Origin of the sequence: Methylophaga marina, from assembly GCF_030296755.1 — a bacterium.
GTDB classification, from domain to species: Bacteria; Pseudomonadota; Gammaproteobacteria; order Nitrosococcales; family Methylophagaceae; genus Methylophaga; species Methylophaga marina.
On sequence record NZ_AP027741.1, the window covers coordinates 791,749 to 813,046 of the forward strand.

Consider the following 21,298-nt stretch of genomic DNA (forward strand, 5'->3'; position numbering starts at 1 on the left):
GGAAAGCAGCATGACCGAATCAACACAAGCCAGTCAGAACACAGTTAAACTGGTGTACTTATTATTTATCGCTAATATTCTTATTCAGTTTTTAGGCTTTGTTGCAGTCGTGATTGCCTATATTAATAAAGACGATGCTGCGGCATGGTTACAGTCACACTATCAGTTTCAGATTCGAACATTCTGGATAGGGTTTCTATATTTGTTTATCGGCGTGCTCTTCGCGTTCTTTTTAGTCGGCTATATGGTCTTACTGTTCTGGGTTGTCTGGGTCGTGGTGCGTTGCGTGAAAGGTATGAAATATCTGGATCAACAGCAGCCGCATCCTAATCCAACCAGCTGGCTTTTTGGCTGAGAAATGACAAGACCGGGAGGCCCCGGTCTTTTAGGTTTTATTGGCGATGAAATGCCATTGGACCATTCGCTTCATGTGTCGGCATAACTTCAATCGTCGTCACATTAACATGCTCTGGCGTATTCACCAGCCACCATACCGTGTTAGCAATATCTTCAGCATCTAAGGCGCGGGTGCCTTCATAGACTTTATCTGCACGAGCTTCGTCCGCTTTAAAACGCACTCTAGAAAACTCCGTTTCGGCATTGCCCGGTTCCACATTCGTCACTCGCACATTCGTGCCTAATAAATCAGCCCGTGTCGCCAATGAGAATTGTCTGACAAAGGCTTTAGTACCACAGTAAACATTCCCCCCAGGATAAGGCCAATTCCCTGCTACTGAGCCGATATTGATGATGTAACCTGATTGACGCTCCGTCATCATCGGTAAAACTGTGCGGGTACAGTAAAGTAAACCTTTGATGTTGGTATCCACCATTTTTTCCCAATCATCTAAATTGGTTTCGTGGGCAGGTTCTAAACCTAGTGCCAAACCCGCATTATTTAATAACACATCAATTTTTTTAAATGGCTCTGACAAACTATTAATCGCAGATTCGACGGCTTTTCTGTCGGTCACATCAAAGCAGCAGGTCGCCACTTTATCTTTACCACCCAGCTCCTGCTGAAGATCGTCTAACCGTTGCTGACGTCGACCAGTCAGAATTAATTGCCAGCCATGACTGGCAAATAGTCTGGCACAAGCTTCCCCAAACCCAGAGGTAGCGCCGGTAATCATGATCGTCTTACTTGACATGCAATCGACTCCTTATTTTGATTAATCAGGCACCTTCTGAAAACACAATGGTACGTCGACCATTGATAATAATGCGGTGCTCAATATGTGCTTTCACGGCTCTCGCCAGCACAATACGTTCAATATCTTTTCCCATCATTACCAAATCTTGCGGACTGTTATCATGCTGAACATGTTGTATATCTTGGGCAATAATCGGTCCCTCATCTAACTCAGCTGTCGCATAGTGAGCTGTAGCACCAATAATTTTAACGCCACGCTCATAAGCCTGATGATACGGCTTCGCCCCTTGGAAGGCTGGCAAGAACCCGTGGTGAATATTAATAATCCGACCAGAAAACTCGGTGACAAAATCCTCTGATAAAATTTGCATGTAGCGCGCCATGACAATCAAATCAATATCAAACTCTGCCAGCAAACGTTTTATCTCAGCTTCTTGTGCTTGTTTGGTTTCAGCCGTTATCGGTAAATGATAGAACGGTTTATCAAACTGGCGCGCCATATCCTCTAAATCACGATGATTACCAATGATTAGAGGGATATCACATTTCAGCTCACCTTCTAATTCTCTGAGTAACAAATCGTATGGGCAGTGAGAAGCTCTTGTCACCAGTAAAGCGACTCGATAAGGCTCTTCGCTGTAGCGAACGGACCAGTTTAAGTCGATAGTGCTTGCAAACTGGCTGAACTCGGCTTCCAGTTTTTGATGATTAAAATGACCATCATCTTCCAGCTTAATTCGCATGAAATACTGGCCAACTTCAGTATCTGTATATTGCTGGCAGTGCAAAATATTAAATTGTCTTTCGGCAAAAAAGCTGGTGATACCAGCGACTAAACCTTTTTGGTCTTTACACTGAATAAGGAAAACAATGGCGCTCATGAGGGTTTCCTAAGAAAATAATACGGAAAAAAGCTAAATCCTAGCACTGTCACAAGGCTTTATGAATATTCATCATATTTGTCATTACGACCTTTGACTTTATCTCGTGGGTATTTAGCTGCATTTTTTTGCATTTTGCTTTTAATGACTTGATTCAAGTCGATGTCTAAGTCATGACAAAGATAAGCGAGATAAACAGCAACATCGGCTATTTCGTCCTCTAAATCTTCACGTTTATCGGAGGCTAATCGTTGTTGAACTTCTTCAGCACTCTTCCATTGAAACCATTCCAGTAACTCAGAGGCTTCAATAGATAATGAGATGGCGATATCTTTGGGATTATGAAACTGCTCCCAATCTCTTTCACGGCGAAACTCAATAAGCTGCTTAAATAATTCCGGCTCAATCATTCTGCAAGAACTCCTCTACCACCTTTTTAAACTGTTGTGGTCGTTCAGCCTGAACCCAATGACCTGCCTTTTCTATGCCATTAAATTCTGCATGAACAAACTGTGAAGAAATCTGTTGCCGATCCTGCTCAGTGACATAGTCTGATAATTCACCATAAACAAATAGGCTTGGCATGGTGAATGTTATGTCCTCACACACGGCAGCCATTAACTCTGGATAGTTCGCTTTTAACGCAGGCAGATTAATCCGCCATTGAAAAGCCTCGTCTTCAGAACTTAAATTCATCAGTAGAAACTGACGAACAGCCTTATCAGGAATAGATTGAGCCAATGCATCATCGATTTCACCTCGGCGGGCAAACTGAGACAAATCGAGCGCCATCATGGCATCCATCAGTGGTGTATGCGCACTGAAGTATTGACGTGGCGCTATATCTACCACAATTAATTTAGATACTTGCTCTGGATACATGCCCGCAAACATCATCGCTACTTTGCCACCAAGAGAGTGACCAAGAATAGATACTTGCCCTAACTCCATGGCCTCACACAACTCTTTGATATCTTCAGCCATGACAGTGAAATTCTGCTCATCGCTGTGTGGGGAACGACCATGATTGCGTAAATCAACGCTAATAACCCGATAAAAACGTGAAAAATACTTTGCCATACTGCGCCAGTTATCCGCAGAGCCAAATAAGCCGTGGATAATAATTAAAGGCGTACCTTCACCACTTTCTTGATAATGCAATTTCATTGATAGCTTGTTGAAACGTTATAATCGAACAATTTAAATAAACTGGAGCCTGATGTGGAAGACGAAACAATTTTGGTGATGCTAGTGAAACAATATGCCGATAAATTTGGCATTACCTTCAGCTCAAAATATCTTGATGATCCTGATAAGAAACAATTACTGATCACACTGATACAAGAAGCCAATGCGGGTAAGCGCGGTCCAGTCACTGACGACGATCTACAATAAAAAAAGCCACCGAAAGGTGGCTTTTTTCTTTAATCATCCAGTTTCTCGAACACCAGACAGGCATTGGTTCCACCAAAGCCAAAACTGTTCGACATTACTGTCGTCAGTCCAGCGTTATCCACGCGTTCCCGAAGAATAGGCATGCCTTCCGCTTCGGGATCTAATGTTTCAATATTGGCTGATGCAGCAAGAAAATCATTTTCTAGCATCAACAGACTATAGATGGCTTCCTGAACACCGGCAGCACCTAAAGAATGACCTGATAATGATTTTGTTGAGCCAACGGCAGGCATATCCGCGCCAAATGTCTTTTTAATAGCGCCTAGCTCGGCTAAATCACCTACAGGCGTACTGGTACCATGTGCATTGATGTATTGCACTTTGCCGCGACTCGTAGACATCGCCAGCTGCATACAACGCATCGCGCCTTCACCTGATGGGGCCACCATATCATAACCATCTGATGTAGCACCGTAACCGGTCAGTTCAGCATAGATTTTGGCACCACGTGCTTTGGCATGTTCGTATTCTTCGAGTACGAGTACACCACCGCCACCAGCGATAACAAAACCATCACGGTCAGCATCGTAGGCACGCGATGCTTTTTCTGGCGTATCATTATATTTGGTGGATAAAGCGCCCATTGCATCAAATAAAGAGCTCATTGACCAATGTTCTTCTTCCCCACCACCAGCAAAGACAATATCTTGTTTGCCTAGTTGAATTTGCTCCATAGCCGTACCGATACAGTGTGCACTGGTCGCACAAGCGGATGACATAGAGTAATTGACCCCTTTAATTTTGAAAGGCGTGGCAAGACAAGCTGAGGTTGTACTACCCATCACTTGGGTAACGCGATAAGGCCCAATACGTTTTAAACCTTTTTCACGCAGGATGTCGGCTGCTTCAACTTGATTCGAAGAGGAAGCACCACCGGATCCCATAATAAGACCAGTTCGGATATTCGACACCTGCTCCTCGCTTAACCCCGCATCGGCGATCGCTTGCTCCATGGCGATGTAGGCATAAGCTGCAGCATCGCCCATGAAACGTAATGTTTTACGGTCTATATATTCTTTAAAATCAATATCGATGGTACCCGCAACATGGCTACGAAAGCCCATATCCGCATATTCTTGTTTGAAGCGAATACCTGAGCGGCCATGGCGAAGAGACTCTGTCACTGTTTGGGCATCAAGTCCTAAGCAAGAAGTGATACCTAACCCTGTAACGACAACACGTTTCATTATGACATCCTAAAAATCATCGGTTGATGTAAACAGACCAACGCGTAAATCTTTTGCAGTATAGATATCGCGCCCATCCACAGATACCGTGCCATCAGCAATAGCCAGAACTAGCTTGCGTGCAATAACACGTTTTAAATCAATACGGTAAGTCACTTTTTTGGCTGTTGGTAAGACTTGTCCGGTAAATTTCACTTCACCTGAACCTAAAGCCCGTCCTCGACCTGGGTTACCATCCCAAGCTAAGAAAAATCCGACTAGCTGCCACATTGCATCCAGGCCTAAACATCCTGGCATGACCGGATCACCGGGGAAATGACAATCAAAAAACCAAAGATCAGGATGAATATCCAACTCGGCAATGATTTCGCCTTTACCGTAAGCGCCACCCGTATTTGCAATATGAGTAATGCGATCCATCATCAGCATATTGGGTATAGGGAGTTGGGCATTGCCAGGACCAAACATTTCGCCGTGTCCACATTGCAATAATTCTTCGTATGTAAATGATGATTGCTTACTCATGAATTCTCTTAATTATCCCGCCAATTGGGCCCCGTATAATACCACGATCGTTTCTAAACCAGAAAAAAACGTCATTCCCATATATATAAAAAAACCACGGTTACGACCGTGGCCAAAATAATCAATAAATTCTAATTTACTGTTGTATAGCAATAGTTTGTGCAGTTTCAGGGGCTTTAATATTCAAGCCTTCCAACAGAAGGCCCATACTGTTCAAAATACGATACTGCGCATACAACTCATCATATGATGTATTCACCAGTGCTGTCTCAGCTCTAAACACTTCATTTTCAGAATCTAATAAATCGAGCAATGTGCGCTGTCCAAGGCTGAATTGTTGTCTGTAGGCATCACGTGACTTTCTACTTGAATCAACATGCTGCTGTCGGTATGACATCTGGCGCCTGACCGTCTCCCAAGCATTCCATGAGAGTCTGGTGCTCTCTTCCACTTCACGATAAGTGTTATTACGGATTTCAGCGGCCTGGTTAATAAGAAAGGCGGTTTCCTCACGTCTCGCAGAGTCACGGCCACCATTGAGTAAGTTATAACGCAACCTGAGCATAGCTGTAACGTCTTTATCTGTGCCCACTTGACCATCGATATTATGATCAGCACGAGTGCCTACTTCCAAATGTAGATCTGGGTAAAAAGGCGCTTTCGCTGTGGCATGCTGTGCTCTGGCTGATTCTAAGTCAAAGTTTGCTAGTCTCAATGTTGGGTGATGATCAACGGCTTTAGCGATAGCCTCTTCTAAATTATCAGGGATAAACTCACCTGGTACTTCCGGCTGCTCCAGTGACTCCGGTGCTTCACCAACGACTCTGATAAACGCGGTTTCAGCATCCCGCAATTTACTTTCTTCTTCCATTAGATTGGCTTCTGCCAACGCCAGACGACCCAGGCTCTGGTCCATATCCGCACCACGTCCAACCCCGCGTTCACTTCGTAAAACGATTTGATCATGTGTTCTTTGGTGAGCTTCAAGGTTGGTCTGAGCCAATTCGACAATATTTTGTTGTCGCAACACATTCAGATAGGCATCAACAGCCTCCAGGCCGGTATTCTCAGCAGCACTGTACACCGCTGAGGCGCGTGAGTTAGTCCTGTACTCTTGTCTCAACACTTCATTTTTGGTTTCCATACCATCGAAAAGCATTTGACGAAGTTGTAAGCTGGCTTCATCTCTATTTAGTCTGACTTCACCACGACCTGAAGAACGCGTATTAGGATTATCCGTCATTTCCCAACCAGTACCTAATGCGAGATCAAGCGTTGGATAATAACCTGCACGGGCTTGGTCAACTTCTTTTGAAACAGCCTGTCTTTCGCTCGCTGCCGCTAAAATATCAGGATTAGACTCGATAGTTGTCATCACTGCACTCTGCAACGTTTGAGCTGATACACTCGATATCATTACCCAAAGAGGTAGAGTTAAAACTAAATTTTTCTTCATCACTTCAAATCCTAATCCTCTTCAGTCGGAGCGTAATACGCTCACTGACTGACCTAAGCTTTATTCCATTGTGCTTAAAAATGACATGGTGTATTAAAACATAACATTTTGTCGTTTGATATAACTAACGCAAATCTCTGAAAAATATAGCCAGTGACAACCTATCCGGGATATTCATCTTTTGGAAAATGGCTGTTAAATGTGCTTTGACGGTTCTTTCTGTAATGTTCATTGTTCTGGCGATCATTTTATTTGTCGCCCCGTGACTCACTAGCTCAGCGACTTCTAATTCTTTCCGGGATAAGCTATCGAGTTTTTGCTGCTGTTCGCTTGAGAGTGTTGGCGCATGATTTAGCTCATCAATCAGACCGGCAATCACATGACGCTCGACCCAGACTTCACCCCTCTGAATTAATTCAATTGCTATCAGCAACTTATCATCCAGTAACTCTTCCTGAAAATAGCCTCTGGCCCCTTGCTTTAAAATGGATATCTGTTCCAATACAGACAATTTTGGACCTAAAATAAGCACCCGCACACGTTCTGCGCTGGCGTCACTTTGACTAAATAAAGATTGAGCCTCACTATTTAGACAGCTCAAGTGACATAAAATAAGATTCGGTTTTTTCTGAGCAAGTGCCGCCTGTGCTTCATCAACACATGAAAAATCATGCACATCATATTGCTCAGACAAAATCTGTTTGATGTGCACAAGTTGATTTGCATCTTGACCGATGCAATAAAGCATTGGGTTGTCTGCCTTCACTGGCATGGTGGGCATGGTCGGATTAATCAACGTTCTCTCATTGCCTCATTTTTAGCTTTGAGTATCGGTTTAAACAAATAATCCAGCACTGTTTTTTTACCCGTAAGAATATCAACTGTCACAGTCATACCTGGAATAATCTCTAATGGACCTTTACTACTCTCTATATAGCTTTTATCTGTTCTTAAATAAATCAGATAAAAACTCTCTCCCTCATCATTTGTAATTGTATCAGCACTTATTCTCTCTAATGTAGCAGGAAGTCCACCATAAATGGAAAAATCATATGCCGTCAATTTCACCATCGCTTGTTGGCCTGGACTTAAAAAAGCAATATCCGAAGGGCGGATATTGGCTTCAATTAATAAATTATCTTCCACTGGCACAATTTCAACCAGATCCATTCCTGGTTGTATAACCCCACCAACGGTATTAATTTTTAACTGCTTTATCTTACCCTTCACAGGCGAACGCACCAAGGTACGCCTCACTCTATCCTCCTGAGAAGTCGTTGTTTCTTTGGTTATGGCTAATTCAGACTGTACCTCACTAAGCTGAGATGCTGCTTCTGATTTGAATCTCAGCGTCGTATCTTTTATTTTTTGCTTAGCTTCGTTAAGTGTTGACCGGATACGAGGAATCGCTAACCTGGTCGTTTCCATTTCGCCACGTAAATCATTGGTCGCTCGCTTAAGTCTTAATAATTCAACTTCAGATATAACGCCCACAGAGACCAATGGCTCAGACATTTCCAACTCTTGGCGGCTCAAATCGTAACTGGTTGTCAGCTTATTGAGCTTCGCCTGGTTTTCTAGCAGCTCTTGCTGTCGTTGTTTTACCTGTTGCTCAAGAACATCAATATTACTTTGTAATTCAAGTTGGCGTGATTGATAAAGTGCGCGTTCACTAGCAGCTAAGGCAGGTTGTTGTTTTAGGACTTCTTCAGGTAATTCTAATGGTTTGCCTTCCATTTCGGCCGTCAATCGTGCTTTACGAGCTAGTAACTCCCAGTACTTTAACTGGGTTTCACGAAATGACGAGGAAAACCGCGTATCGTCAATCTTAAGTAATACATCATCTTTATTGACGATGTCTCCTTCATGTACCAGTACTTCAGAGAGAATACCACCTTCCAGATTCTGTATGACTTGAACTTTACTGGATGGAATTACTTTGCCCTGCCCCCGCGTCACCTCATCTAACTCTGTAATACTGGCCCACCAGAAAGCGCAGATGAAAAACAGTGCTGTAAGCAGTAGTAAAGAGTGACCAACTCGAGATGAACTTTCCAGTGAAGCGGCACTGACTTCTGACATGAACTCCAGATCGTCTGAATGCGTTTTTTTGAACCAAGCCATAACTAGCCCTTACTCACTTTAATATGACCATTTTTAAGGGCAGACAGAATTTGTTCCCGGGAGCCATCGGCAACAATATTCCCTTGATCCATCACGATCACTCTATCAACTAAACTCAAAAGTGAGGCTTTATGAGTCACCAGTAGAAGGGTCTTATCCTCAATGTGCTCTGCTAATTTGGCTTTAAAACGTTCTTCTGTACTGTTGTCCATGGCATTAGTGGGTTCATCCAGCATCACAACAGGTGAATTTAACAACAATGCTCTAGCAACGGCTACGCTTTGACGCTGTCCACCAGATAAACCTTCACCTCTCTCCCCGACAGGCATATCAAAACCCGATGGGTGTCGATTGACAAATTCCGTCACCCCCGCAATGTCTGCCGCTTTTAATACTTCATGATCTTCAGCGAAGGGAGCCACCATGGTGATATTTTCACGAATACTGCCGTAGAACAGTACGACGTCCTGTGGTGCGTAGCCAACATTCTTTCTTAGATCGACAGGATCGACCTGTCGAATATCAGTACCGTCCAACAAAATAGAGCCTTCATTGGGTTCATACAAACCCAACATCAGTTTTTCAATGGTACTTTTCCCAGAACCAATGCGGCCTATAAATGCCACCTTTTCTCCGGCATTAATCTTAAAAGAGACATCTGATAAAGCATCAATGGGTTGTTCTGGATAACGAAAGCTCACCTTTTTAAATTCAATGCCACCCTTGAATTCAGGCCGATGCAGAAACTCTCGTCCAGATGGTCTTTCAACAGGCAATGCCATCAAGCTATTCAATGAACTCAACGCCGCTTTAGATTGATGATAGCGAGTCAATATACCGGCTAACTGTGCCATCGGAGCTAATGCACGGCCTGTCAAAATAGTGCTGGCAATTAAGGCCCCCATAGTGATTTCATTTTCTGTAATTAAATACACACCAAACACAACAACGGTGATGGATGCCATCTGTTGCAGGAAGGAAGTAAAGTTGATCGCCGTGGCAGATAAAATACGAGCGCGTTGGCTGTATTTAGTCATAAAACCAACCGTCTGCTCCCATTTACGCTGAATAGGAGTCTCTGCACCAATACTCTTGATAGTCTCCAAGCCGGTAAGCGTTTCAATTAATGTCGAACTTCTCTGTCCGGAATGCCTGAATAAATGTTGAATCGTTTTTGATAAAGGGAACTGAATAATCAAACTCACCAGTATCGTCAGAGGTATGACGGCTAAAGGTATATACGCGACAGGCCCTGCTACCAGCCAGATAACAGCAATAAATAATAATGAAAATGGCAAATCAACCAAGGTTGTCAGTGTCGCCGATGTAAAAAACTCTCTGAACGACTCGAACTCTTGCATACTGTTAGCGAATGACCCGACAGAATTCGACCGCGCGGACATTTTTACCGCCATCACTTTTTCAAAAATGGTGGCGGAAAGAATCACATCTGCTTTTTTACTGGCTATATCAATAAAATACGCACGAAGTGTGCGCAGTAATAACTCAAAGACAAATACAGTGGCGACACCAATGGCTAATACCCAGAGTGTTTCTGTGGCATTATTTGGCACAACACGGTCATAGACATTCATCACAAATAACGGTGAAGCCAGAGCAAAACTATTCACCAGGATGGATGCAATAAATACTTGGCCGTAGATGGGCCAGAAACGCAAAATTGTGCCCCAGAACCAATGTTCAGCACGCGGTATAGCAGAGAATTCTGTTCGTTTATCAAAGTGATGAACAGGTTTGATAAAGATGCTGTATCCCGAATACTGCTCTGCTAGTTCATCAAGAGACAGCTCGGACTCCCCTTCACCTGTTTCAGGGAAAATAACTTTTGCTTTTGTTTTGTTGATTTCAAGAAGAATGCAGGCATTCGCATTGTCCAATAAAAGGATGGCTGGCAAAACAAGATTTGAGATTTTTGTCAGTTTTCTCTTCACTATGCGAGAAGACAAGCCCGCGCGGTCTGCAGCGCGACTGAATAAAGAGGGTGAAAGTTTATTATCAACAAGGGGCAAACCAGCAATCAATGATTCTGGACTATGTGGTTTATTAAGAATTTTGGCGAGAACCGTCAAGCAGGCCAGTAACGGATCATCATGAGTACGGTAGCTATCCTGAGCATCCCACTGCTCTTTTTTATTTGTGTTGATGACAGACTCCGTATACATCTTCTTAACAATAGTGAGTTAATAAACTTGATGAGTTTCACAGTTTTTTAGTTTACTGTAAAGCACATCACGCCATAATGTGCTATGGCATTACATTAATGGGGTCATGAATAGATATGGTTTATGTAGAAAGAGATGAAACAGCTAACATCATTGCTGTTTACGATAACCCTCAAGCTGGCGCAACAGAAAAGCTATCAATAAACTCTGACGAACTGGTCGCGTATTTAACACAATCAGAAAACAAAGCAGATAGTCTGTCTGCGCTTAACGCATCAGACTTATCTTTGATCCGGGTGTTGGAAGATTTGATCAATACCTTGATAGACAAACAAGTCATATTATTTACAGATCTGCCTCTCGCTGCGCGCGAGAAATTGGCTACGCGAGAAAAAATCAGGGACAAGCTCAACAGTCTCGAAAATCTGATGAGCGATGACCCCGGATTGCTCTAACTTTTACGGCTTTTACGCGGAGGACGCTGTTTTCTTTGAGGTGTGTTTTGTGCCGCACTTTTAACGGCTTTATCACGGTAAGGATTGTCACTGGTTTTAAACTCAATCATCACCGGTGTGCCCTGTAACTTTAGAACGTCTCTGAAGGTATTTTCCAGATAACGTTTATAACTGTTCGGCGTTGATTCAGTCTGATTTCCATGAATGATGATTCTAGGCGGGTTTTTTCCGCCTAGATGAGCATAACGGAATTTGATACGACGACCTCGGACCAGTGGCGGTGGATGATCAGCAACCGCATCTTCCAATACCCGAGTCAGGCGTGAAGTAGGGGCTTTTATCATGGCAGACTGAAATGCTTGTCTGACTGATTTGAATAAGAGGCCGACACCACTGCCATGTAATGCTGAAATAAAATGCGTTTTGGCAAAATTCAGAAAAGGTAACCGACGCTCGATATTTGTCGTTACCCATTCACGTTCACTTTTTTCCAGGCCGTCCCATTTATTAACAGCAATAACGACAGCACGCCCACTTTCAATAATCAGTCCTGCTAAATGCAGATCCTGCTCGACGATGCCTTCATGCGCATCCAGGACTAGCATCACTACATTGGCATCTTCTAAGGCCTGTAAAGTTTTTAATATACTGAACTTTTCAAGTTTTTCAGAGACTTTAGAGCGACGTCTGACACCTGCTGTATCAATCAATGTGTACTTGACGCCATCTTTTTCAAATGGAACATGAATACTGTCGCGGGTTGTGCCAGGTTCATCGAATGCCACCACGCGCTCTTCACCTAGCAAACGGTTTATCAGCGTAGATTTACCCACATTAGGTCTGCCCAACACTGCCAGTCGGATTTCATTCTCATCAAATTGCTCAGGTTCATCGGCCTCCAGCTTCTCAACCGCTGGGATGCGATCTTTGATTTCGGCTAACAGCGCATCAATACCTCTGCCCTGAGTTGCAGAGATAACCTGAGGCTCACCCAGACCTAGTGCATAGAATTCGGCAGAGATAATTTCACGACGTTCACCTTCCGTTTTATTTATTACAAGACAAACGGGTTTGCCGTCGTTTCGTAAAAGCTGGACGACATCGGAGTCAGTAGGCATCAGTCCTGCACGACCATCGACGATGAATAAGATGAGATCCGCTTCATCAATCGCCAGTTTTGCCTGTTTACGCATAAGATCAGACATATTGTCTGTTTGATCGGTAAGGCCACCGGTATCAATCAGGATAAAATCATAACCAGGCTCTTTCGCGGTACCGTAGATACGGTCACGCGTCAGACCAGCGTAATCCGCTACAAGCGCATCACGGCTTCTTGTTAGCCGGTTAAATATGGTCGATTTGCCGACATTCGGACGACCAACCAACGCAATTACTGGTTTCAATTTTCAGGTACTCTCAAAGCGGAAAGACTGCCATCAGCTGCAGTAACATAGACAATGCCATTGATAACTAATGGTTTGCTGTAAATTGGACCATCACTCAGTTGCTGACGTGAAACAAAGCGACCATCATCTCTCGCTATCCAGTGAATATATCCTTCAAAATCACCTACGACAATGTAATTACCCGCAATCGCAGGCGCGGTTACCTGACGTCTAAGTAATCTTGTCTGACGCCACAATGCATCACCACTACCATCCTGGACAGCCCAGACATAACCTTGGTCATCTGTCACATATACAGCGTCTCGGTAAGCGGCATCCAGCCCGATTTGTGATGACATATCACGTGACCATGACACACGACCAGAATTGATATCTACAGCAGCCAATTGTCCCTGGTAAGTCACAACGTAGGCAGTATCTTCAATCACTACCGGGTCAGCATCAATATCAACTAAACGTTCCAGCTCGGTTCTGCCACGTGGAATAGCGATACTCTTTTCCCATATCACTTTACCGTCGTTCAATGTCAGGGCGACCAATTTACCGTTGTCATAGCCAGCAATGACGGTATCACCAGCAATCACAGGTCTTCCGGCACCACGTAAACTGAGTAAAGGGACAGCGCGCTGGTATGACCAAATGACCTTACCATCATCTGCAGAAATACCCGTGACACGTCCATCAGAGGTACGGCTCACAACAATACCATTTGCTGAAGTCGCCGGAGCCAACACTTCACTAGTTAATTGTGTCCGCCACAACTCTTTGCCATCGGCTTCGTTCAAAGCAACCAGCAAACCTTTATCTGAGCCGACATAGACTGCTTCCATACCACCACCAATGCCGGTCACAACATTAAAATCCAGATCGGCATCCCAGATTTCACGTCCCGTTTCAGCATTAAGTGCGCTCACCTCACCTTCATGATCAACAGCAAAAATTTTATTATTTTGCCACCATGATGCCAGATCGAGTTTCTTTTCACCTGCACCATCATTAACACCTTTATCCCATAGGACTTTGGCATTGAACTCACTGGCAAACTCAGTTAACGGCTCTGGTGGTTCCTCATAGGATTCTTCTGCGAACCAATCGCCTACGGTGCTACATGCAGTAAGTACGGTGAGTGAGAGACCAATGGTTAATAAGCGCAAATTAACTTTCATGTGCTACGGCCACATCATCTAATTTCATTTCAATCAGGGTATGTCTAGGTTCACCAGAATTGAGCCCTTTCAAGGCATTCTGATACGCTGTTTGCGCTTGTTGCTGCTCTCCCTGAGCAGATTTAATATCACCTTCCAGCTCAGCAAAAAGTGAGTCAAAGGCCTCCACATCATTGGATGCTACTTGCTCTAAAGCCTGTTCTAATTGCCCATGATCAAACTCAACTTTTGCTAAACGTAGTTTTGCTAACGCTTGGTGACTTGATAACTCTGCATTCGTTATCACCCAACGCAGGTAATCTTTCGCTTTCTCATACTCACCTGCTTCACTCGCTTTTTGTGCCATTTGGAGCGCGGCGAAAACGGCGTAAGCACTATTTTTGTTATCCTGCATCAATTTTTCTGTGCTGGCTTGAGCAGCTTCAGAATCTTGATTGCTTACTGAAACAATCGCTTGCTGGTAGATCATAGCCGCTTGCTGAGTTTGAACTTGCTGATAGTTCATCCAGTAACGTACACCAAAAATGCTTGCGATACCCAGTATCACACCAATAAAGACAGAGCGGCCATTTTCACGCCACCATTGTTTTATTGCTTCTGCTTTTTCTTCATCAGATGCATAGATATCCATGCGGTCTCCTCAACATCGGTTTACTGATCAACTTTATATAAAGCCGTTGATTATACGTTTTTATATGCTGCTTGTGGATCAACAATTCGTATAATCACATGCACCATGAGATATCGCGAAGCACCAATGTAGTGCCAAAGCTAACAATATTGCACCAATTTAAATCAATAAAACCCAACACTGGTAGATTTATTATAACCATCCAATTGATTTATATTGTTTTTTCTAATTTGGTGCGACTCTTGCTATTTCGGTGCTTTATATCTAAACCAACGAGGGGATAGGATAGTGAATAACGCAAATGATGTTTTGTTTATACTGCTTGGCGCCATAATGGTGCTAGCCATGCACGCTGGCTTTGCTTTTCTAGAAGTCGGGACAGTTAGAAAGAAAAATCAGGTCAACGCACTGGTAAAAATTATTGTCGATTTTGCCATATCCACTATCGCTTATTTCTTTATTGGTTACGGTATAGCCTACAATTTACATTTTTTTGATGCGGCTCCAACATTGAATGAAAATTATGGTTATGGGCTGGTTAAATTCTTTTTCCTACTTACCTTTGCTGCTGCGATACCGGCTATTGTGTCTGGTGGCATTGCCGAGCGTGCTAAGTTTTACCCTCAACTCATAGCGACATTTTTTATTGCTGGTTTTATTTATCCTTTCTTCGAAGGCATTTCATGGAACGGTGCATATGGTATTCAAGAGTGGTTGAGTAACACATATGGTGCCGGCTTTCATGATTTCGCTGGTTCAATTGTTGTTCATGCTGTGGGCGGCTGGATTGCATTAGCAGCAGTCTTGCACCTCGGTCCACGCCATGGACGCTATGGTAAAAAAGGTGAAATATTTGCACACCCACCTTCAAATATCCCTTTTCTGGCACTGGGTGCATGGATTCTTACTGTAGGCTGGTTTGGGTTTAATGTCATGTCAGCTCAGGCTATTGATGGAATAAGTGGATTGGTTGCTATCAATTCACTTATGGCAATGGTTGGCGGCATACTTGCTTCGTGCCTAGTGGGTAAAAACGACCCGGGCTTTGTGCACAATGGACCTCTTGCAGGTTTAGTAGCCATATGTGCAGGTTCAGATATCATGCATCCATTAGGAGCCCTGGTGACAGGTTTGGTTGCGGGTTCACTATTCGTCTTCACATTCACACTCACACAAAACAAATGGAAAATTGATGATGTCCTTGGGGTGTGGCCTTTACATGGTCTTTGTGGTGTTTGGGGTGGTATTGCAGCTGGTATCTTCGGTCAAGTCGCTTTAGGTGGTATGGGCGGCGTTAGTTTGATGTCACAGCTTATTGGCACTGGATTAGGTGTACTTATCGCATTTGTTGGTGGATTTACCGTTTATGGTGTGCTTAAACTCGTCTTGGGGTTAAGGCTATCTCAAGAACAAGAATATGAAGGTGCAGATTTAAGTATCCACAAAATCACAGCAACGCCGAATAATGACTAAGTAAGAATGGAATAAAGCATAATCCGATTGTTATCGGATTATGCCACCCTCCTGGTTCTTGAGAAAATCAGATAATAGAGAAATTTCATCTGATTCTTGTTTGATGTTTTCGATGCGTATCTCAGCTTCTTCTAACTTCAAGCCTGAACGATATAAAAATTTATACGCTTGTCGAATATTTTTAATTTGTAGATCAGTAAAATTACGTCTGCGTAATCCTTCAACATTAATGCCAAAGGGTTTCGCCATGTGACCAGAGACCAGCACATACGGGGGTACATGTCTTGAAATCACACTGCCCATAGCACTGAAGGAATGTGATCCCATGTAATTAAATTGACTGATTAAAGTAAAACCACCCAGAATCACAAAATCATCGATAATCACATGACCGGCAAGTGATGCATTATTCGCAAAGATATTATCGTTACCAATAATACAGTCATGAGCGATATGGACATAAGCCATAATCCAGTTGTTACTGCCAAGACGAGTTACGCCTCCGCCTTGCACAGTGCCACGGTTGATTGTGACGGACTCACGTATAAGATTGTTATCACCAATCTCTAATGTGGTGTCTTCACCATGAAATTTTTTATCTTGAGGTTCTTCACCAATAGAAGCAAATTGAAAGATGCGGTTATTCTTACCAATCTTCGTTGGTCCATTTATAACGACATGTGAAGCAATTTCAGTCCCTTCGCCAATCTCTACCTTTGGGCCGATAACAGAAAAAGGACCAATTTTGACGTTATCAGCGATAACGGCGCTTGGGTCAATGATAGCTGTTTGATGTATCACTTTGGCATTTCTTGGTTAACACACATGATATCGGCGCTGACAACAACTTCGCCATCAACACTCGCTTCGCCCGTAAATTTCCACAGGTTACGTTTATTCTTTTCTAACTTAACTTCAAGTCTAAGTTGATCACCGGGTTCAACAGGTCGTTTAAACCGAGCATTATCTATACCAGCCAGATAGTATAATGCTTCATCAGAACGGATTTGATCCGCTGTCTTGAACGCTAATAACCCTGTCGCTTGCGCAAGGGATTCAAGGATTAATACACCAGGCATAATGACGCGCTGAGGGAAATGACCTGTAAAATGCGGCTCATTAAATGTCACATTTTTAATGCCGACCAAACGCTCACCCGGGGTAAACTCTATAACCCTGTCAATCAACAAGAAAGGGTATCGATGAGGTAACAGGCGTTGAATTTCATGTATATCAATCGTGTTCAAGCTAATATCCCTTGACTATCATTGTATTTAAAAGACCGACAATGTTACTGTGAGAGCAGACTTTGGTAAAGCAAAACAACATTGCAATCAGTCTTTATCTTGCTCTTCAAGCTGTTTCACACGATCAAATAATTTATCCATCTGACGGTATCTAATCACGTTTTTATGCCATTGCTTCGTTGGCTCAACCGGTATACCTGACGAATAGACACCTGCTTCATTGATGGACTTTGTCACCATACTCATGCCAGTCAACTGCACTCCATTGGCGATATTGATATGTCCAGCCATGCCGGTGCCACCACCTATCGCACAATATTCACCAATAGATGTACTACCCGCTATTCCTGTACAGCCCGCTATGACCGAATGTTTTCCAATAGTCACGTTATGGCCAATTTGTATTTGATTATCGAGTTTTACACCGTCTGCTATTACGGTATCTTCGATAGCGCCTCTGTCAATCGTAGTGTTAGCGCCGATTTCAACGTCGCTGCCTATTTTAACTGACCCAACCTGAGGCACCTTAATCCAGTGCCCATTATCATTGGCAATACCAAAACCGTCTGCACCAATCACAACGCCTGGATGGATGATAGTACGTTCACCGATATCCACACCAAAACATAATGTCACATTAGGACGGAGTGTTACGCCTTTTCGAAGAATGACGTCATGCTCAATAACACAGCCTGGGCCTATAGTTACGTTATCCTTGATGATAACGCCTGGCTCAATGACAACATGTGCACCAATGCTGACATTGCTACCTATCTCGGCTGAAGGATCAATGGCTGCAGATGGATGGATGGCAGCAGAGTGCTTTTTTACCGGATGTAAAAGACTAGCTGCTTTGGCATAGGCAACATAAGGATCATCAACCTCAATGGCATTTGTCACGACATATTCGGACATGTCTTTTGAGACGATGATGGCCCCAGCCTGGGATTGTTTTAAAAACTTTTTATATTTCGAATTAGATAAAAAGCTTAGTTGAGATGATTCAGCATTTGATAGAGTACCGACGCTGCTAACTTCGTAAGTAGCATCGCCGATAACTCTACCATTGATTTCTTCTGCTATTTGAGCAAGTGTCAAACCCACAACTGTACTCTATTTTTTAGCTTTCAACATTTCCAAGACTTTATTTGTCAGGTCAACTTTATCACTGGCAAAAATGACACCTTGATACAACACCATGTCATACGATTCTTTTTTTGCCAGATCGACAATGGTTTCTGCAATGTCTTTTTCAAGCTTTCTTAACTCTTCATTACGACGGATCGATAAGTCTTCACTGTACTCATCTTGAAGGCGTTGCAGTTCACGTTGATCGCTTAATAAATCACGTTCTTTGTCACGACGTTGATCTGCACTGAGGATAGCCCCGTCTTTATTTAATTTTTCTTGTGCAGCACGAAGTGCTTTGTGTTTTGCTTCTAATGATTTACTTCTTGCGGAGAATTCTTTTTCCAAACGCGCGAGTGCTGCTGCTTTTTGTGGTGATTTATCAAGCACCACGCCTGCATTTACAACACCAATTTTTAAATCTGCTGCATAACTAGCAGGGGCGGCGATGAACAATGCAAATAATAGCCAAATAAACTTCAAATTCTTCACACTCAACTCCAATAATTAATTAAAACGTCGAACCCAATGAGAACTGGAATGCTTCAGTCTCATCACCGTCTTCTTTCTTCAACGGTGCCGCTATACTAAACGACATTGCACCAAATGGGGAAATCCAGATAGCGGACAAACCTGCTGAATACCTCAGTAAACCAGCATCAAAATCTTGATCCACATCATAAACGTTACCAAAGTCAGTAAAGGCGCTAAGACGGAAAGATTTTAACGTTTTTTTCATAAATGGCACGGGGAAAATAACTTCCGCACCACCGCTAACCAGTAAATTACCACCTAACGGTTCATCGTCCTCTTTGACACCCAAGGTATTAGCCTGGAAGCCGCGGACACTTCTGATACCACCAGCGTAGAAGTTCTGGAAGAAAGGAAACTCCTCAGTATCACCATAGGATTCACCATATCCGAACTCACCTCTTAACGCGAAAGTGAAGGTGTCGTTGATCGGATGGTAAGCATTCGCTTTGTATTTGAGCTTGTAGTACTGCAATGATGGTCCTGGTATAGCAAACTCACCTGTCAATGTTTGCGACACACCACTTGTTGGTAATAATGCGTTATTACGGTCATCACTGGACCAGCCAAGATTTAATGTAACGGTATCAAAGGTGTCACCTTCACGATCGATAAAATCAGAATAGCGCGAAATAGTGTTATCTGAAGGAAGATCAATTTGAGTACGTTCATAACCCACCCCAAGATTGATACGATTCTCTTCTGAAATTGGAATACCGAAAGTGATATCCCCACCGAATGCGTCAAGAGTATATGTTGCTATGTTTGCTTCATCAGCATCTGTTTCACGATAGAAAGCATTAAAGCCCTGACTAATACCATCGACTGTGACAAATGGATTGGTGTAACCAAAGCTATATATCGTGTTAATGCTACTATTATTGAAGCCAAATCGAATGTGCTTACCACTACCCAAGAAGTTTTTCTGCGTCACATTGGCATTGAAAATCAGACCATCTGATTGGGAGAAGCCGATACCGGCAGATAAACTACCTGATGGTGTTTCTGTGACTCCAAAATCTAAATCAACCTGATCCTGTACACCAGCCACCGGAATAGTTTCGACATTCACATTTTCAAAGTAACCAAGACGTGACACCCTGGCCTTAGACTGCTCTACCTTTTCTGTGGAGATCCATGCAGATTCTTGTTGGCGGAATTCACGACGTAAAACCTCGTCACGTGTTTTACTGTTACCTGAAATATTGATACGTCTGACGTAGGCTCTACGACCTGGATCGACGAAGAACGTCAAATCTACTTCACGCTTTTCACGGTCAATCTCAGGCACCGCGTTGACGTTTGCAAAGGCATAGCCATCATTACCTAAGCGATTAGTTAAATTTTCAGTACTCTTAGTGATGGCTTTACGTGAAAACACCGAGTTTTCTCGAATCGTAACCAGCTTAAATAATTCTTCTTCAGGTACGATCAAATTACCGGCTAATCGCACTTCGTTAATTTTATATTTCTCGCCTTCACTGATATTGATTGTGATGAACATGTGTTTCTTATCATCACTGATAGAGACTTGAGTTGACTCAACCGTAAAATCCACAAAACCACGATCTAAGTAAAAAGAACGTAAGGTTTCTAAATCCGCGGATAATTTTTGACGAGAATATTGATTGTCCTTCGTCAGGAATGAGAGTAATGAACCGGTTGTGGTCTGAAAATCTGTCATCAGCTCTTCATCATCAAAAGCATGATTACCAACAATGTTAATATCATTGATAGTCGCCACCACGCCTTCTGCCATCGTGATACGAATAGCTACACGATTTCGTGATAACGGTGTTACCTCAGAACTAATCGCCACACCGTATTTGCCTCGACTGAAATATTGACGCTCAAGTTCAAGCTCTACACGCTCTAGCATGGCTTGCTCAAAAACCTGGCCTTCACCAAAACCGATTTCCCGAAGCGACTTCAGCAACTCTGCTGAGTCCATGTCTTTATTGCCGACAAGTTCGATACTGGATATGGCTGGACGTTCTTTGACTTTGATAACTAATACACCGTCTTGTCTTTCTACTTCAACATCATTGAAATATTTAGACTTAAACAATGAGCGAATAATGCCTTTTGCATCATTATCCGTCATCGTATCCCCTACTTTCACAGGGAGATAGTTAAAGACTGTACCAGCAGAAATCCGCTGCAATCCTTCTATACGAATATCTTCGATGGTAAAGGACTCAGCCTTTGCGACTGAGATAAAAGACAAAAACAGGAGTATAGGCAGTAATTTATTCATTGTTATCAGCAATAACTATCCGTCGACGAAAGAGTAAGTG

22 protein-coding genes are annotated in these 21,298 nt (G+C 43.1%); 4 read left to right on the forward strand and 18 right to left on the reverse strand.

What is annotated here, in order from left to right; all coding sequences use genetic code 11:
* Nucleotides 1–10 precede the first annotated feature (10 nt).
* The gene (locus QUE24_RS04005; protein WP_286305364.1) at nucleotides 11–355 is read left to right on the forward strand and encodes a DUF4870 family protein; all 345 of its coding nucleotides are present in this window, start codon (nucleotides 11–13) and stop codon (nucleotides 353–355) included.
* A gap of 37 nt (nucleotides 356–392) precedes the next feature.
* Here QUE24_RS04005 and QUE24_RS04010 read toward each other — a convergent pair whose 3' ends face one another.
* The 4 genes from QUE24_RS04010 to QUE24_RS04025 are packed head-to-tail and all read right to left on the reverse strand — an operon-like array spanning nucleotide 393 to nucleotide 3,201.
* Nucleotides 393–1,151, reverse strand: coding sequence for an SDR family oxidoreductase (locus QUE24_RS04010; protein WP_286305365.1), 759 nt, complete (start codon nucleotides 1,149–1,151; stop codon nucleotides 393–395).
* Nucleotides 1,152–1,176: 25 nt separating this feature from the next.
* Nucleotides 1,177–2,034, reverse strand: coding sequence for a formyltetrahydrofolate deformylase (gene purU / locus QUE24_RS04015; RefSeq protein WP_286305366.1), 858 nt, complete (start codon nucleotides 2,032–2,034; stop codon nucleotides 1,177–1,179).
* Between the two features lie 59 nt (nucleotides 2,035–2,093).
* Nucleotides 2,094–2,444 (reverse strand): nucleotide pyrophosphohydrolase, encoded by a 351-nt coding sequence (locus tag QUE24_RS04020; RefSeq protein WP_286305367.1) that lies wholly within the window; start codon nucleotides 2,442–2,444, stop codon nucleotides 2,094–2,096.
* Nucleotides 2,437–3,201, reverse strand: coding sequence for an alpha/beta fold hydrolase (locus QUE24_RS04025; protein WP_286305368.1), 765 nt, complete (start codon nucleotides 3,199–3,201; stop codon nucleotides 2,437–2,439). The genes QUE24_RS04020 and QUE24_RS04025 overlap by 8 nt, the downstream gene beginning before the upstream one ends.
* 54 nt (nucleotides 3,202–3,255) lie before the next feature.
* Between QUE24_RS04025 and QUE24_RS04030 the strand changes: the two genes are divergently transcribed.
* Nucleotides 3,256–3,429, forward strand: coding sequence for a hypothetical protein (locus QUE24_RS04030; RefSeq protein WP_007145891.1), 174 nt, complete (start codon nucleotides 3,256–3,258; stop codon nucleotides 3,427–3,429).
* A gap of 29 nt (nucleotides 3,430–3,458) precedes the next feature.
* Here the strand turns inward: QUE24_RS04030 and fabB are convergent, their stop codons facing one another.
* From fabB to QUE24_RS04060, 6 genes are all read right to left on the reverse strand, one after another.
* Nucleotides 3,459–4,676, reverse strand: coding sequence for a beta-ketoacyl-ACP synthase I (fabB, locus tag QUE24_RS04035; protein ID WP_286305369.1), 1,218 nt, complete (start codon nucleotides 4,674–4,676; stop codon nucleotides 3,459–3,461).
* 9 nt (nucleotides 4,677–4,685) lie between these two features.
* Entirely contained in the window at nucleotides 4,686–5,201 is a 516-nt protein-coding gene (gene fabA / locus QUE24_RS04040) for a 3-hydroxyacyl-[acyl-carrier-protein] dehydratase FabA (protein WP_286305370.1), read from the reverse strand.
* 136 nt (nucleotides 5,202–5,337) lie between these two features.
* The gene (locus QUE24_RS04045; RefSeq protein ID WP_286305371.1) at nucleotides 5,338–6,657 is read right to left on the reverse strand and encodes a TolC family outer membrane protein; all 1,320 of its coding nucleotides are present in this window, start codon (nucleotides 6,655–6,657) and stop codon (nucleotides 5,338–5,340) included.
* Nucleotides 6,658–6,781: 124 nt separating this feature from the next.
* Complete coding sequence (locus tag QUE24_RS04050) at nucleotides 6,782–7,453, reverse strand: helix-turn-helix transcriptional regulator (protein WP_286305372.1); 672 nt, start codon at nucleotides 7,451–7,453, stop codon at nucleotides 6,782–6,784.
* Nucleotides 7,450–8,781, reverse strand: coding sequence for an HlyD family type I secretion periplasmic adaptor subunit (locus QUE24_RS04055; RefSeq protein WP_286305373.1), 1,332 nt, complete (start codon nucleotides 8,779–8,781; stop codon nucleotides 7,450–7,452). Before QUE24_RS04055 ends, QUE24_RS04050 begins: the two co-directional genes overlap by 4 nt.
* Nucleotides 8,782–8,783: 2 nt before the next feature.
* Nucleotides 8,784–10,964: a type I secretion system permease/ATPase gene (locus QUE24_RS04060; protein WP_286305374.1), complete on the reverse strand. Its 2,181-nt coding sequence runs from the start codon at nucleotides 10,962–10,964 to the stop codon at nucleotides 8,784–8,786.
* A 116-nt stretch (nucleotides 10,965–11,080) separates the two neighbouring features.
* Here QUE24_RS04060 and QUE24_RS04065 point away from each other — a divergent pair, with 116 nt between their 5' ends.
* The gene (locus QUE24_RS04065) at nucleotides 11,081–11,419 is read left to right on the forward strand and encodes a hypothetical protein (protein ID WP_286305375.1); all 339 of its coding nucleotides are present in this window, start codon (nucleotides 11,081–11,083) and stop codon (nucleotides 11,417–11,419) included.
* Here the strand turns inward: QUE24_RS04065 and der are convergent.
* From der to QUE24_RS04080, 3 genes are read right to left on the reverse strand one after another with little or no spacing between them, the layout of a single operon-like run.
* The gene (gene der, locus QUE24_RS04070; protein ID WP_286305376.1) at nucleotides 11,416–12,822 is read right to left on the reverse strand and encodes a ribosome biogenesis GTPase Der; all 1,407 of its coding nucleotides are present in this window, start codon (nucleotides 12,820–12,822) and stop codon (nucleotides 11,416–11,418) included. The two genes, QUE24_RS04065 and der, sit on opposite strands and share 4 nt — an antisense overlap.
* Nucleotides 12,819–13,991, reverse strand: a complete 1,173-nt coding sequence (gene bamB / locus QUE24_RS04075; protein ID WP_286305377.1) for an outer membrane protein assembly factor BamB — start codon at nucleotides 13,989–13,991, stop codon at nucleotides 12,819–12,821. Before bamB ends, der begins: the two co-directional genes overlap by 4 nt.
* Entirely contained in the window at nucleotides 13,981–14,622 is a 642-nt protein-coding gene (locus QUE24_RS04080; protein ID WP_286305378.1) for a YfgM family protein, read from the reverse strand. Before QUE24_RS04080 ends, bamB begins: the two co-directional genes overlap by 11 nt.
* Before the next feature lie 288 nt (nucleotides 14,623–14,910).
* Here QUE24_RS04080 and QUE24_RS04085 point away from each other — a divergent pair, with 288 nt between their 5' ends.
* A complete protein-coding gene (locus tag QUE24_RS04085) occupies nucleotides 14,911–16,095 on the forward strand; it encodes an ammonium transporter (RefSeq protein WP_286305379.1) in 1,185 nt (394 codons plus the stop codon).
* Nucleotides 16,096–16,125: 30 nt separating this feature from the next.
* Here the strand turns inward: QUE24_RS04085 and lpxA are convergent, their stop codons facing one another.
* The 5 genes from lpxA to bamA all read right to left on the reverse strand — a co-directional run bounded on the left by lpxA (nucleotide 16,126) and on the right by bamA (nucleotide 21,258).
* On the reverse strand, nucleotides 16,126–16,896 hold the full coding sequence (lpxA, locus tag QUE24_RS04090; protein ID WP_286305380.1) for an acyl-ACP--UDP-N-acetylglucosamine O-acyltransferase: 771 nt from the start codon (nucleotides 16,894–16,896) through the stop codon (nucleotides 16,126–16,128).
* Nucleotides 16,893–17,342, reverse strand: coding sequence for a 3-hydroxyacyl-ACP dehydratase FabZ (gene fabZ / locus QUE24_RS04095; protein WP_286305381.1), 450 nt, complete (start codon nucleotides 17,340–17,342; stop codon nucleotides 16,893–16,895). The genes lpxA and fabZ overlap by 4 nt, the downstream gene beginning before the upstream one ends.
* 87 nt (nucleotides 17,343–17,429) lie before the next feature.
* A complete protein-coding gene (gene lpxD, locus QUE24_RS04100) occupies nucleotides 17,430–18,446 on the reverse strand; it encodes a UDP-3-O-(3-hydroxymyristoyl)glucosamine N-acyltransferase (protein ID WP_286305382.1) in 1,017 nt (338 codons plus the stop codon).
* A 9-nt stretch (nucleotides 18,447–18,455) separates the two neighbouring features.
* The gene (locus QUE24_RS04105) at nucleotides 18,456–18,962 is read right to left on the reverse strand and encodes an OmpH/Skp family outer membrane protein (RefSeq protein WP_286305383.1); all 507 of its coding nucleotides are present in this window, start codon (nucleotides 18,960–18,962) and stop codon (nucleotides 18,456–18,458) included.
* 19 nt (nucleotides 18,963–18,981) lie between these two features.
* On the reverse strand, nucleotides 18,982–21,258 hold the full coding sequence (gene bamA, locus QUE24_RS04110) for an outer membrane protein assembly factor BamA (protein ID WP_286305384.1): 2,277 nt from the start codon (nucleotides 21,256–21,258) through the stop codon (nucleotides 18,982–18,984).
* Nucleotides 21,259–21,298: the final 40 nt, after the last annotated feature.